We start from the raw sequence: 13,222 nt of genomic DNA, 5'->3' as shown, positions 1-13,222 counted from the left end.
TAGTAGCTTATGCAGGGTTGTCCTTTTTTAGAACGGTAGCTGGTGCCCAACAAGGCCATACATAGCAAGAGCCACCATTCCAAGATACATCAAAGTTATAGGGAAGCCGCGAAACGATTTGGGAATATCACTGAGTACCAATCGGCGTTTGCCTTCGTATACCATCAATGTTGCAATGGTAAAACCGATACCGGAACCAAAACCAAATCCTAAAGTTTTTGTTAAGTTAAAGTTCTGATCTGCCGATAAGAATACTGAGCCGAGCAATGCGCAGTTAAAAGTTGAAAAAGTCAGCAACTCACCGTATTTTTTATACAAAACGGGAGAAAATTTCTTCATTGCAAGGTAAACACAAACATAGATTATAGTAATAACCAAAACAAAGAAAAACGGACGATAATAAAATTTCAGCTCTTTTTCTTTAAAAAAGGCATTGATAAAATACGTTGCTATAGAAGAAAGTGTTGTCATGATGCTAAGCAAAACACCAAAACCGATAAGATTTTTACCAACCTTTAAGTTGTTCAGCATACGGCTTGTGCCCAAAGCACGTGAGAACACTACATTTTCGAGAAATATAGCTGTCATTGCAAGCGTTGTAAATTCAGCAAGAAATCTCATCGCGTTACCTCCTCGCCTACCAGCGCCATAGCCGATTGTTTTGCACGCATGCGGTGTTTTTCAACCAGTTTGCGAATAAACTCCCGCAAAAAGCTGCAAATTGCAGAGAACATGCCTACCAGCATAAAGCCTGCAAAAGGCAACACTGCAGCAGAAATTTTAAATGGCAACGGTACAGGCAAGCCCCATAAAGTGTTTGCATACAGCAGTTCTCTTACAGCAGAAATCAGCAATATTGCAACTGCAAAACCAATGCAATAAATTGCCCCGTCTGCCACTACTTCAAGATGAGATTTTTTCACCGCTATCTTTTCACCGCGCGAAAACAGCACCGAATTGAACACCATCAGCGAAAAGTACATGCCCATAGAATCGAATATCGTTGGCGATATTGGGCTTACAATCAGCGCCGATGGAATTAAAAGAAGCGAGGCAATAAGAGAATATACCGGTATGCGCAGCCACTTAGGAATTGCATTTTTTATAAAAGATGCAATGAACATTGTGGGTATCGTAACGATTGCGAGGGTAACAGAGAGTGCTACCGCGGTTTTTACCGATGTGGATGCAACCACAACGGGTGCAAGCAACAACCCCCCAACTAAGACAGGATTACGAGTTATGATGCCGCTAAACCTGTGCAGGGGCTTTGTGCGGCTTTTGTATTGTGCGCGTTTTGTTGCGTTTCTTCGGCTCAAAATTCATCCTCCTTAGTATTCTCAGAATAAATTCGCTTACTCTGTCAATCACCGGAGCAAAAGCGTTCATCAATAAAATAGCAAACATCACCGTCTGTTCATATCCCCCGTAGCGGCGGAATAGCATAGTAACCACAGCCGAGATAATACCGTAAAAATACTTCGATAATCCCCGCTTGGGCGCCGTAACCGGGTCGGTAAGCATAAACACCGCACCGAACATTAATGAACCGGAGAGCATCTCCAGCACAACAGAAGAAAACCCCGAAGTTGGAATACGCGGAAAACAGTAAGCCATCAATGCCGTGGTTGCCAAAAAGGAGATCGGCACCTGCCAACTGACGGTTTTGCGAAAAATCAGGTATATCAGACATGTTGTAAGCACTAAGATATTAGTAGCACCCATTGGTCCTGCAAAGTTGCCCGTTATCATATCCAATGTGTTAATAACAGGTACACCGCCAAGTTTCAGTGTATGGGCAGAGCCTTCCACCAATTTTGAAGTTATTTCACCGAATGCTTCGAGTTTCATCAGCGGTTCGGGGTATAAAAACACCTTATCGGGCCAACTGATTGCCATAAGAGCAAATGCACCCGCGGCAGGGTTAAATAAATTTTGTCCCACACCGCCAAAAGGTTGTTTTACAAAAATTATTGCGAACAAACCGCCGATAATTACAATATGATATGGAATAGAAGCAGGTAAAAGCAACGGCAGCATCATACCCGTAACAACCGGAGAAAAATCGCGCAGATTGATTTTTTGACCACGCAGCAAAATACATAAAATATCTGCCGCTACACAGGTACCCACCGATACCAAACCCAGCATGGCGGCACGTTCGCCGTAAAAATAAAATGCCATGAGGTAAAGCGGCAGCAGCGCTATAATTGCATCTCCCATTACCGTACGGTTTGTTTCGCGTGCTTTGATGTGAGGAGCATTATGGTCTTTTAGCAGCATCGTGCTTCACTCCTTTCCTTCTCGGCAGTTTGGCGCGTGCCTCCTTAATATTAGCAGCAATATCAAGATTTGCAGGGCAAATATACGAGCAGGTACCGCAGCCAATACAACGATCAATATCGTAAAAATACAATTCTTTTGTTTTACCATGTTCAATGCATTTATTAATGTAAAAAGGGGTAAGGTTTTCAGGGCACACGTCCACACACCGCCCACAACCAATGCATTTATAGTTACGTTCCTTGGTGTCCTCGTTAAAGGCAAGTATTGCACGGGTAATGTTGGTAACAACGGTATTGTCAGGGTCTTTGCATGAAATACCGGTCATTGAACCGCCCAGAATGATGGTATTCGGCTCGGAAGAAAGCCCGCAGCGCTCAAGCACCTGCATAATGGGCATTCCGATGGATACTTCAAGATTCGTGGGATTGGCAATGCAGTTGCCCGCAACCGTAATAAAGCAGCTTGTTTGTACTTTACCGCGAATTGCTGCGCGTGCCAAATGAATGAGTGCCCCCACCCCCACCAGCAAAATGGGGCGGTATTCCTGAAATTCATCACTGATGCGGTATTCGGCAGGATATCTGCCGCGAATACGCCTCACTTCGATTTCCTCAATTTTATTAGGTATTTTTACCGAAAGGTCGGTAATGTTTTTGTAAACCGCAAAAAACATATTTTGGGCACCAACAGCCGTTTTTGCCAACTGAAGCCCTTTTACGGTAAGTTCCGGTTTTTTCAGCAAGGGGTTGATTTGGCTGGATATATACGGTTCATCATCCGAAGCGTCACCCACAACGGCTGCAACACCGGTATCATGTGCCATGGCTAATTTTTGGTACAGCGGAATACCGTCTCGCTCGTCCACAATTTTGGCGAGCCGAGCTATTTCAATCACCTGCTCAGGGGTCAACTCATCCGGCGGCGGATAAAGTGTGTGATCGAAGGTGATGTTGTTTGTATTTACATTAAAGAATTTGCGCAGGTCGCGGCTAAGCGCGGGTTCCTTGCGCTGTTCCAGAATAATACCTCTTGTAAAAAATCCTGCCATCTTTTCGAAATCACCTACCAATTCTATAATGGGGATGCTGTATTTATGTGTTTTGAATTGCTTGACCAACATAAGCTGAAAGCAGTGCTTACCGGTACTGATTTACAGCAGTATCAACTTACATATGAAAAAATAAATTACAATGACGCCGATACGAAGTCGGCACTCATCCATATTTTAGACCGTGCACGCCTGGAAACAGGGTATGCCCCTGCCTCCGGTAAGCTTTTTGTCGAGATTTATCCGCTCGGTGACGGATGCATTATCTATTTTACTTGCGGAGAGGGTATCCTCCCCATAGGGTTATCTGATATTGCTTTAACAGTTGCACAGGGCTACTTCCCGAGAACCACCGAAAATCATCTTTCCATCACAGAGCCTTTAATTTTTACTTTTGAAAGCTGTGATGTGATGATTACTGCTTGTACAAAGCTGTTTTCGTTGTATTGCCACCGCGTACGTAAAAGTGCGCTGTACTACTTTTCGGGATATTACCGCTTGATTTTATATCCGCTTGATGGGAAAGGCAGCCTATCTGCTGCATTTTTATGTGAATATGCACAGCCTACAGGGCGCGGGGAACTCACAGCAGCTTATATAGCAGAGTACGGCGTCCCTATTGCAGAAGAAAATGCAATTGATAAAATATCTTACTTTTTTTCGTAAATTCGGCTTACTGTCCCGAAGCATCTCTGAGCTGCTCAATCGCCTGCTTATAATCCGGTTTACCGTAAACGGCACTGCCTGCTACCATAATGTCAACACCGCTTTGTGCTGCCATCTGAATGGTGTTAACATCAATTCCTCCGTCTGCCTGAATCAGAACAGGCAGCCCCTCTGCGTCAATTTTACTGCGCAGGGTACGTACCTTGGGCATCATATCCGCCATAAATTTCTGCCCGCCAAAACCCGGCTCCACCGTCATCACCAATACCATATCAATCAGGCTCAGGTATGGGAACACCACCTCTGCAGGTGTTTTTGGTTTTATGGCAATGCCTACTTTCTTGCCCAGGCTGCGTATTTTATCAATTACTCGACGCACATCGTAATCTGCCTCGTAGTGAAAACAGATCAAATCCGCACCTGCTTGTGCAAAAGCCTCGGCATAGGTATATGGGTCTTGTATCATAAGATGTACATCAAAAAAAATGTCTAGGTTGGGGCGCAATGATTTAACTACACATGGGCCGATGGTAATATTGGGTACAAAACTTCCGTCCATAACATCGATGTGCAGCCAATCGGCACCTGCCTTTGCCACTGCATCGGATTGTTCCAAAAGCTTGCCAAAATCGGCAGATAAAATAGATGGTGCAATTTTAATCATATAAATACCTCTTTTCTTGAAGTATAGTCAAATATCGTATAGTACAGACAATTTACTCACATTATATTCTAAACCACCAAAGCCCTTTCCGTCAACAAAATAAGGCAAATTAACAAATCATTCATGTTTTTTTGTAAATTTCTTGCGATATTTTCTGCAAATACACGGTATCCCGGTAAAATACAGCAAAAAGCCCAAAGCCGCGGAGAAAACTCCGCGGCTCATATCTGATGCGCAGGCATTACATCGGGCTATTCACGGGCATACCTGCCACCCTCTGCCGCGCCACGCTAGCTGTAATATGAATTTCACACTACATAAGCATTCTATGCGAGGCATTCATTCGTCGCGACAACTCGGCACACGGACGGGCAGGTGCAAAAAAGGGCGGACAACGTTGTCCGCCCTTTAATCTTGGAGGATTTCAAGCACTATTCTAATAAATTATCAGCTACTGAAGAAAGGAAAAAAAATTATTTGCGTTGTTGCTTTGCTTCTGCTGCGGCACTATTTGTTGGGCAGCAATATCCTCTCCGGTATCTGCCAGCAAAGAGATCACCACTTCGAATGTGCTGTCTCTTTTGCCTGATGTTCTTCTAAAAACGGTAAGGGTTACTTTATCACCGGACTTGAAATCTTTCAGGTAATCACGCAGGTCACCAAGCGAAGTTAAGTCTTTACCGTCAATTTTTGTAATAATATCACCTGCAACTACGCCTTTTTTTTCAATGTCCGAGCCCGGCTCGGTGTTAAACACCATAAAGCCGGTGGGCACATTGTTGTATCGTGCAAGTGTTTCATCTATTTCTCTGCCTGTAATGCCAAGCTTCACTCTGCCTGTTACTCTTCCGTTGGCAATAAGGTCATCAATAATCGGCTTCGCCTCAGAAATAGGGATTGCAAAACCTAAGCCCTCATATTGAGTAGCGGCAATTTTAGAGGAATTGATACCAATTACCTGGCCAAAAGTATTGACCAAGGCGCCGCCCGAGTTGCCCGGGTTGATTGCCGCATCGGTTTGAATGCAGTTCATGGTATAACCTGCATCGCTGCTTTTAATCGGGCGGTTGACACCTGAAATGATGCCTTTGGTGACTGAACTTGCAAATTCCAGCCCTCCCGGGTTACCAATAGCGATAACATCTTCACCTACCTGAAGCTGCTTAGAGTCGCCAAACTCTGCTGCAGTCAGGTTATTGGCAGCAATTTTAATCACAGCAAGATCGGTATTGTCGTCTCGTCCAACCAGTTTGGCTTCATATTCCTCGCCGTTGTAGAGAACCACTTTGATGCCGCTTGCACCTTCTACCACGTGTGCGTTGGTGATAATGTAGCCATCTGCCGACATAATAATTCCGGAACCCTCGTTGGTTTGTATTGCGCCCGAACCTCCGAAAAATTGGTTGTTTGCATCTGCCGCAGCGTAAACCACAACACCTACTACAGAGGGCTGCACTTTTGCAGCAATTTGTTTGGTGGTAAGGCTGCCGTCCGGTGCAATTGTCTCACTGGGTTTAGGTACATCGTTAATATTCAGCCCAGGGGAACCAACCTCTGGTACAGAAGCGTTCTGTGAAGAACCTGATTTATCAAAAACATTACCCTGTACAATATTCCAAACGCCATACCCTGCCATACCGATTAATGCAATTGCAAACATCGAGCACACAATGGCAGTAAACACCACAAGCCCTTTGCGTTTTTTCTTACCGTGCTTTTTATTGTCGGCGGTATTATCGTATTCTGCAAAGTTCCATTTGTATTCTTCATCCGCTTTTTGCTGCCCTTGCGTATCGCCTGCATTGTTCGTATAGTTTGCTTTATAATTTGCACTGTAATCGGTACGTCCGTTGTTCCATCCGGTTTTAGGGTTATACTGGTTGTAGGAATTTTGCTGCGAAAATTGCCAGTCTGTGCCGGTGTTGCCGCCTGTTGTTTTATACGGGTCGCTTTGCGGCGGGTTGGGCGGCGCAGAACTTGTATGTTCCTGATTGTCTTGCGAATGAATTTCATTTTTCTTTTCATTCAAATTGTTGTCGTTAAAATCGCTCATATCGAAAACCTCCCCGCGAGTAACTCGCTGCTTGTTTATTAGCTTAAAATGATTATATCGAATAAATATGAAAATAAAATAAACGGCTTTTAAAAAGATTACACATTTTTTGTGATGTTTTTATGTTTATTTTGGCTTAGATGTTAGCTTTGTGAACCTTTTCTTAATATCCCTTTACTTGTTTTCGCGGTTGGCAGGGCAAATTCAAACTCACAATATTCCCCTTCCACACTGCGGACAATGATATCGCCTGCGTGCAGATTGATGATGGTACGCACGATGTGAAGGCCAAGCCCCACGCCATTTTTATCAAGACTGCGTGATCGGTCTGATTTATAAAACTTTTCAAACACATGCGGTATTTCTTCTTTTGGTATACCATCGCCCGAATTTCGGATGCCGACATAAGTAAACCCGCCCTCAACACGATAATTAAATTCGATGTATCCGCCTTGGTTAACAAATTTAACAGCGTTATCTATCAGATTGTATACCACTTGATGAATCAGGTCGGAATCAGCACTCACCATAAACTTGCCTCGATCCAATCCGCGTATCTCAAGCTGCTTGCTGTCAATTTTTTGCTCAAAGGTAAATACGGTTGTACAAATCGTCTCATTGATATCAAAATCAACAGGCGAAAGCTTTAGTTCACCCGACTCCATTCGTGCAATGTTGAGCATGGAACGAACCAAACGTGCCAAGCGGTTGACTTCATCGGATACGATGCGCAGATATTTATCGCGTTTATCTTCGGTGATGGTACCGTCGAGAATGCCATCGATAAAGCCGCTGATGGTGGTCATAGGTGTTTTGAGTTCATGCGATACATTGCCTATAAAGCTGCGGCGCACCGATTCGGTACTCGCAAGTGAGGTAGCCATATTGTTAAACGCAATGGCAAGCTGTCCCACTTCGTCGTAGCTGGTTACAGGTACTCTTACGGTAAAATCGCCTTTGGCAAAGCTTTGTGTAGCGCCTACCATTTCGCGCAAAGGTTTTACCATACGCGAGGTGACAAAATAAATAACGATAAAGCTGATAACAATGACTGCTAAAGAACTGATTGCAAACATATTTAGTATTTCAACCAAAAAATACTGCAAACCGGATGCCGAAGATGATACAAAAATATAAGCAACGGTTTGCCCCGAGGGATGCTTCAGCGGCAAAGCCACCGAATAAAAATTATTTTTGTATACTCCGCCCAGCTTGCCCGTTTCTTTGTATTCGCCGTTTGCTTCAACTTTTTGGCGAATCGATTCCGGTATGATATAGGTAAAGTGGCTGCAATTGCCCTTTTCTGTACAAAGCAAAGTTTTACCCTCGGTGTCGGTAAGAAAAATAGTTGCATCTATGGCATTACCAAGGATAGTATACCCTGTTTTTAGCATATAAGAGCTTACCTCTTTGTACTCGTTTCGCCTGTACTCCGTCTCGGTAAGCGCAAGCGCCTGGCTGGCATTTCGCATTAGCAGCTTTTGCTTGTCAAGCTTAAAAAACTGCGCAGCAAATACCATTAAAATAATACCCAAAATTGTAATGCTCGCAAGAATAATTGACGAGCATATGGTAAAATATTTCGAGAGCAGACTTTTTTGCATCAACAACTCAAACCTTTACATCTAATCTACAGGAAGCAGGGCGCGCCCAAAGCGCGCCCTGTTATTGTTACTATCGGGCTTTTTACATCACCCTGTTATTCTTTTACTTCAAACTTGTAGCCAACGCCCCACACTGTCTTGAGCGCCCATTTATCCGAAACGCCCTCTAACTTTTCACGCAGGCGCTTTACATGAACGTCAACCGTACGGCTGTCGCCGTAATATTCAAAGCCCCATACCTCGTCGAGCAATTGGTCACGAGTGTAAACACGGTTGGGGTTGCTTGCAAGATGAAACAGCAGCTCCAGTTCTTTCGGCGGTGTATCAACCACCTTACCGTCCACTTTCAGCTCGTATTTTGTCATGTTCACCACAAGCTTATCAAACGATACTTCTTTTACATTGTTTTCGGTGGCTGTTTTGCCGGTACGGCGCATAACCGCCTTGATGCGCGCAACAATTTCTTTTGCATCAAATGGTTTTACCACGTAATCGTCTGCACCCAACTCTAAACCAAGCACCTTATCAAAGGTTTCGCCTTTTGCAGTAACCATAATAATGGGCAGCTCCGATTTTTTACGGATTTCACGACACACCTGCCAACCGTCCAGTTTGGGCATCATCACATCCAGCAAAAGAATATCGGGATTTTCTGCGCCGAACTTGGCAAGCGCTTCCTCACCATCGTACGCAAGCACCACCGTATAGCCCTCTTTTTCGAGGTAAAGCCGCAATAATTCGCAAATGTTTTTATCATCGTCCGCAACCAAAATTTTACCCATTGACATAGTCTTTTCCTCCTCTTATTTACGTCTTTTATAGCATCTGTTACAGATATTGTTTTGCATAAAAATGGATATATTCCAAGATACTACTTATATTATACTTTAATTGTGAACAGATAAGTGAAAAAATTATAAACCTTTTGGGGCGATATCTTGAACATCACTTGTTTCTCAGCGAGTTTCTATGTATAATTATAAATTGTAATTGATGCATTGTCATCACATTTTGATAAATTTTCAGAGCGAAAGGACTTATACGTATGAAACTGGGTATTGTGGGGTTGCCTAATGTAGGCAAAAGCACATTGTTTAATGCAATTACCAATGCCGGTGCCGAGAGCGCAAATTATCCTTTTTGCACCATTGAACCAAACGTAGGCGTTGTTGCCGTACCGGACAAACGCCTGGATAAGCTTGCCGAGATGTATGATCCCGACAAATACACCCCTGCCGTAATTGAATTTGTTGATATTGCGGGTCTGGTAAAAGGTGCCTCTAAGGGGGAAGGTTTGGGCAACAAGTTTTTGGCAAATATCCGCGAGGTGGATGCTATTATCCATGTGGTACGCTGCTTTGAAAGCACAGAAATCATCCACGTTGACGGCGAAATCGGCCCCGCGCGCGATATAGAAACCATCAATCTCGAGCTGATTTTTTCGGATATAGAAATTGTACAGCGCCGTTTGGACAAGGCTACTAAAATGATAAAAGCCGATAAAAAATATGCAGGTGAGGCAGAAGTGCTGGGTGCACTGCTGAAGCATCTTGAAGAGGGCAAACCTGCCCGCGCCTTCGCCGATGATTCGGACGATGCAAAAGAAGTTTTGGCAACCACTCCTCTGCTTTCGGGCAAGCCTGTCATTTATGTAGCAAATATGTGCGAAGATGATTTTATCAATAATATTGAAACCAACCAATATTATAAGCAAGTTTGTGAAATTGCAAAGGCAGAAAACGCCCGTGTTGTTCCCATCTGCGCTAAAATTGAGGAAGAAATCTCCGATATGTCCAAAGAAGACAAGGCGATGTTTTTAGCTGAGCTCAACCTCACCGAGTCGGGGCTGGACCGCTTGATTGTACAGAGTTACGACCTGCTTGGGTTGATTTCGTACCTCACAGCAGGCAAACAGGAGGTTCGCGCATGGACCATCTCTAAGGGTACCAAGGCACCGCAGGCTGCGGGTAAAATTCACTCTGACTTTGAAAAAGGCTTTATTCGTGCCGAAGTAATTGCATTTGATGATTTGGTGGCATGCGGAAGTATGACCGCAGCAAAAGAAAAAGGGCTGGTGCGCAGCGAAGGAAAAGAGTATGTTTTTCAGGATGGCGACGTTGTTTTATTCCGCTTTAACGTATAGCCCTCCACATTGTATTGAAACAAATATCATGAAGGAATGGCAGGCAGCACATGTGCTGTCTGCCATTCCTTTTTGCATGCCATAAAAAGGCTCTGAACTTTGTGCAGTTTTCACCTTGTTCTTTCATACAAAAAGTGGTATTTTGTATCTGATTTCGGTTTTTTTAGGAGGTGGGAGCTTTGACAACAGTACCTAAAATTCGATTATTATGTGGGTTGCTTGCGCTGTTATTTCTTGTGCTCTCACTTTTTTCTTTTATCGGGCAATCTAATAACGGTGACGGCATTTATGAGGAGCTTTTTCACGAGTGCAAAGCGGCAGCCCCTGTGCAAGAAATACTCACCGAACAAGATGCCGCAATACCTGCCCGTGTGCTTGCCAATGCAGAAAAACAACCCCAGCTGACGCGCAGCCAAAGCATACGCCTGCAAAAGATCGCAGCCTTTCTTGTATTCAGTTTGCTTGGCTTGTTCTGCCTGCCTTCAGGTATCCGTTCAGAGTTTTTATCTGTTCAAAAAGCACCTATGTGCATCAGTGAGCTGTTAATCCTTTTCGAGCACCAATCTGACGGCAAAAAATGACTCTCTACTATACTGTAATGGTTCTTTGACAACAAAATATTGAGGGAGTTGTTTTCTATGATTATTAGTACAACTGGATTTCAGTTTATTTCTATCATCATCGCAGTATGTGCTTTTGCTGTGGCGGCATGGCTTTATAAATGGGTCAATGCCCAACCTTCCTCCAATGCACGAATTGCAGAAGTGGGTACTTTAATACGCAGGGGTGCAAATACTTTTTTAAAACAGGAATACGCCGTACTTGCAAAGTTCGCAGTGATTGTAGCAGTTGTTATCCTGCTGTTTTTGCCTAAACCCATCTGGAATAATAATGTGCTCGAAAACGTCACCATGGCAATCTCGTATCTTGCCGGTACGGTTTTTTCAGCCATTTCGGGTAAAATCGGTATCCAGATTGCAACCATTGCCAACGTCAAGGCAGCAGAAGCTGCCAAAGAAGGCATTAAACCTTCGTTTATGGTGGGCTTTCGCGGCGGTGCTGTAATGGGTATGGCAGTGGTTGGCAGCAGCCTTTTGGGTGTTGCTGCGGTTTTGATGATAACAGGCAACACCACTGCTCTGCTCGGGTTCAGTTTTGGTGCAAGTTCGCTGGCTCTATTTGCAAAAGCAGGCGGTGGTATCTTTACAAAAACTGCCGACATTAGTGCCGATTTGGTGGGCAAAGTTGAACTCGGCATCCCTGAGGACGACCCGCGCAATCCCGCTGTTATCGCTGACAACGTGGGGGATAACGTGGGTGACGTTGCCGGCATGGGTGCAGATTTGTTTGATTCCAACGTTGCTTCCATCGCAGCCGCGCTTATTATGGGGGCTTCATTGGACGGCGGTGTCAGCGGCAAAAATACAGCGGTTGTATTTTGCTATGCCGCAATCGGTCTTCTTGCATCTATCATCGGTGTAGCTACTGCAAAAATCGGTAAAAACGGCAACCCTACCCGTGCACTCAACAGCAGCACCTATGTCACCACCGCAATTTTTGGCATTTTAACAGCTGCGGCCACTGCTTTGTTTGGCTTTGAGTGGCGTATTTGGGGCGCCAGTGCAGTAGGCCTTTTGGTTGGCGTTATCATCGGCATTGCCAGCGATTACTTTACCGATGACAGCAAACGTCCGGTGCATTACGTGGCAAATGCATCCAAATCCGGCCCTGCGTTTACCATTTTGTCCGGTATATCGTACGGTCTTATTAGCACATTACCCGCTATGGTGGGTATTGCTGCTTCTGCACTGATTGCATATAAACTTTGCGCCCCCATCGGCGAGGGCTACGCGATGTTCGGCATCTCGATGTCCGCAGTTGGTATGCTTTCGATTGTCGGTATGATTATCTCCAATGATGCATACGGCCCGATTGTTGACAACGCACGAGGCTTAGCCGAAATGGGCAATCTCGGCGATGAGGTGCTTGAAACAACCGACCAACTCGACAGTGCGGGCAACACCGTAAAAGCAATTACCAAAGGGTTTGCCATCGGTGCGGCAGGCCTAACGGTTATTGCACTGCTGGGCGCGTTTATGAGCGAAGTAAACGCAGCAGCGATTGAGCTTGGTCTGCCAACCATCAACGGCTTTGACGTGATGGACCCTGTTGTATTCTTTGGTATGCTCATCGGCGCGGCTATCCCCGCTGTGTTCTCGGCAATGCTCATTCTGGGTGTTGACCGTAATGCGCAGCGTATGGTTACCGAAATTCACCGCCAGTTCAAAGAGATTGTGGGCTTAAAAGAAGGCAAAGAAGGCGTTGTACCCGAATACGACAAGTGCATCCAAATTGCTACCACAGGTGCCATTAAAGAGTTGATTCCCGCAGGTTTAACTGCCATCATTTCAACACTGGTTGTGGGCTTTGTCGGCGGCGTTCATGCCATCGGCGGTTTCTTAACAGGCAATATTGTAAGCGGTTTGATTTTTGCACTGTTTATGTCCAACGCAGGTGGCTTATGGGATAATGCCAAAAAGTACATCGAATCCGGCCATGAAGGCGGCAAGGGCAGTGAGGCACACAAATCTGCTGTTGTAGGCGATACGGTAGGCGATCCGTTTAAAGATACCGCAGGTCCTTCCATCAACACACAAATTACCGTAGTTTCGCTTGTGGCATCGTTGATGTCTACCTTGTTCCTAACAATGTCTTTGTTCGGCTGATACATAAAATTTTAGGGCAGAGGAAAAACCTC

12 protein-coding genes are annotated in these 13,222 nt (G+C 44.7%); 4 read left to right on the top strand and 8 right to left on the bottom strand.

Translation table 11 applies throughout. From position 1 onward, the window contains the following. Positions 1–27 precede the first annotated feature (27 nt). Genes EDD70_RS01650 through EDD70_RS01635 form a run of 4 tightly spaced genes read right to left on the bottom strand, consistent with a single transcriptional unit; the run spans position 28 to position 3,334 of the window. Positions 28–621, bottom strand: coding sequence for an Rnf-Nqr domain containing protein (locus EDD70_RS01650; RefSeq protein ID WP_092753641.1), 594 nt, complete (start codon positions 619–621; stop codon positions 28–30). Beyond that, positions 618–1,319: an Rnf-Nqr domain containing protein gene (locus tag EDD70_RS01645; RefSeq protein WP_162840863.1), complete on the bottom strand. Its 702-nt coding sequence runs from the start codon at positions 1,317–1,319 to the stop codon at positions 618–620. Before EDD70_RS01645 ends, EDD70_RS01650 begins: the two co-directional genes overlap by 4 nt. Next, entirely contained in the window at positions 1,252–2,283 is a 1,032-nt protein-coding gene (locus EDD70_RS01640) for an RnfABCDGE type electron transport complex subunit D (protein ID WP_092753647.1), read from the bottom strand. Before EDD70_RS01640 ends, EDD70_RS01645 begins: the two co-directional genes overlap by 68 nt. Then, positions 2,264–3,334 carry a 4Fe-4S binding protein gene (locus EDD70_RS01635; RefSeq protein WP_162840864.1) on the bottom strand — a complete coding sequence of 357 codons (1,071 nt, stop codon included), beginning with the start codon at positions 3,332–3,334 and terminating at the stop codon, positions 2,264–2,266. Before EDD70_RS01635 ends, EDD70_RS01640 begins: the two co-directional genes overlap by 20 nt. Positions 3,335–3,379: 45 nt before the next feature. Between EDD70_RS01635 and EDD70_RS01630 the strand changes: the two genes are divergently transcribed. Beyond that, on the top strand, positions 3,380–4,000 hold the full coding sequence (locus EDD70_RS01630; RefSeq protein WP_092753651.1) for an adaptor protein MecA: 621 nt from the start codon (positions 3,380–3,382) through the stop codon (positions 3,998–4,000). A gap of 7 nt (positions 4,001–4,007) precedes the next feature. On the opposite strand, the gene rpe is transcribed toward EDD70_RS01630, so the two are convergent. The 4 genes from rpe to EDD70_RS01610 form a co-directional block, all read right to left on the bottom strand. After that, a complete protein-coding gene (gene rpe, locus EDD70_RS01625) occupies positions 4,008–4,664 on the bottom strand; it encodes a ribulose-phosphate 3-epimerase (RefSeq protein ID WP_092753653.1) in 657 nt (218 codons plus the stop codon). A gap of 451 nt (positions 4,665–5,115) precedes the next feature. Then, positions 5,116–6,717, bottom strand: a complete 1,602-nt coding sequence (locus EDD70_RS01620) for a S1C family serine protease (RefSeq protein ID WP_092753655.1) — start codon at positions 6,715–6,717, stop codon at positions 5,116–5,118. 143 nt (positions 6,718–6,860) lie between these two features. Then, entirely contained in the window at positions 6,861–8,321 is a 1,461-nt protein-coding gene (locus EDD70_RS01615) for a HAMP domain-containing sensor histidine kinase (protein WP_242943106.1), read from the bottom strand. 95 nt (positions 8,322–8,416) lie between these two features. Continuing rightward, positions 8,417–9,109, bottom strand: coding sequence for a response regulator transcription factor (locus EDD70_RS01610; RefSeq protein ID WP_092753659.1), 693 nt, complete (start codon positions 9,107–9,109; stop codon positions 8,417–8,419). A gap of 257 nt (positions 9,110–9,366) precedes the next feature. Here EDD70_RS01610 and ychF point away from each other — a divergent pair, with 257 nt between their 5' ends. The 3 genes from ychF to EDD70_RS01595 all read left to right on the top strand — a co-directional run bounded on the left by ychF (position 9,367) and on the right by EDD70_RS01595 (position 13,190). After that, entirely contained in the window at positions 9,367–10,464 is a 1,098-nt protein-coding gene (ychF, locus tag EDD70_RS01605; protein WP_092753661.1) for a redox-regulated ATPase YchF, read from the top strand. 179 nt (positions 10,465–10,643) lie between these two features. After that, complete coding sequence (locus EDD70_RS01600; RefSeq protein WP_092753663.1) at positions 10,644–11,045, top strand: hypothetical protein; 402 nt, start codon at positions 10,644–10,646, stop codon at positions 11,043–11,045. 57 nt (positions 11,046–11,102) lie between these two features. Further along, positions 11,103–13,190: a sodium-translocating pyrophosphatase gene (locus EDD70_RS01595; protein ID WP_092753665.1), complete on the top strand. Its 2,088-nt coding sequence runs from the start codon at positions 11,103–11,105 to the stop codon at positions 13,188–13,190. Positions 13,191–13,222 lie beyond the last annotated feature (32 nt).

Origin of the sequence: Hydrogenoanaerobacterium saccharovorans (genome assembly GCF_003814745.1) — a bacterium.
Lineage (GTDB): Bacteria > Bacillota > Clostridia > Oscillospirales > Ruminococcaceae > Hydrogenoanaerobacterium > Hydrogenoanaerobacterium saccharovorans.
This window is presented reverse-complemented; position numbering and strand designations above follow the sequence as displayed.

What these genes read in the sequence shown, in the direction of transcription:
- EDD70_RS01615 (WP_242943106.1), bottom strand. Translation starts at nt 8,321, where the DNA reads ATGCAAAAAAGTCTGCTCTCGAAATATTTTACCATATGCTCGTCAATT.
- EDD70_RS01595 (WP_092753665.1), top strand. Translation starts at nt 11,103, where the DNA reads ATGATTATTAGTACAACTGGATTTCAGTTTATTTCTATCATCATCGCA.
- EDD70_RS01650 (WP_092753641.1), bottom strand. Translation starts at nt 621, where the DNA reads ATGAGATTTCTTGCTGAATTTACAACGCTTGCAATGACAGCTATATTT.
- EDD70_RS01610 (WP_092753659.1), bottom strand. Translation starts at nt 9,109, where the DNA reads ATGTCAATGGGTAAAATTTTGGTTGCGGACGATGATAAAAACATTTGC.
- EDD70_RS01620 (WP_092753655.1), bottom strand. Translation starts at nt 6,717, where the DNA reads ATGAGCGATTTTAACGACAACAATTTGAATGAAAAGAAAAATGAAATT.
- EDD70_RS01635 (WP_162840864.1), bottom strand. Translation starts at nt 3,334, where the DNA reads ATGGCAGGATTTTTTACAAGAGGTATTATTCTGGAACAGCGCAAGGAA.
- EDD70_RS01640 (WP_092753647.1), bottom strand. Translation starts at nt 2,283, where the DNA reads ATGCTGCTAAAAGACCATAATGCTCCTCACATCAAAGCACGCGAAACA.
- ychF (WP_092753661.1), top strand. Translation starts at nt 9,367, where the DNA reads ATGAAACTGGGTATTGTGGGGTTGCCTAATGTAGGCAAAAGCACATTG.
- EDD70_RS01630 (WP_092753651.1), top strand. Translation starts at nt 3,380, where the DNA reads ATGTGTTTTGAATTGCTTGACCAACATAAGCTGAAAGCAGTGCTTACC.
- rpe (WP_092753653.1), bottom strand. Translation starts at nt 4,664, where the DNA reads ATGATTAAAATTGCACCATCTATTTTATCTGCCGATTTTGGCAAGCTT.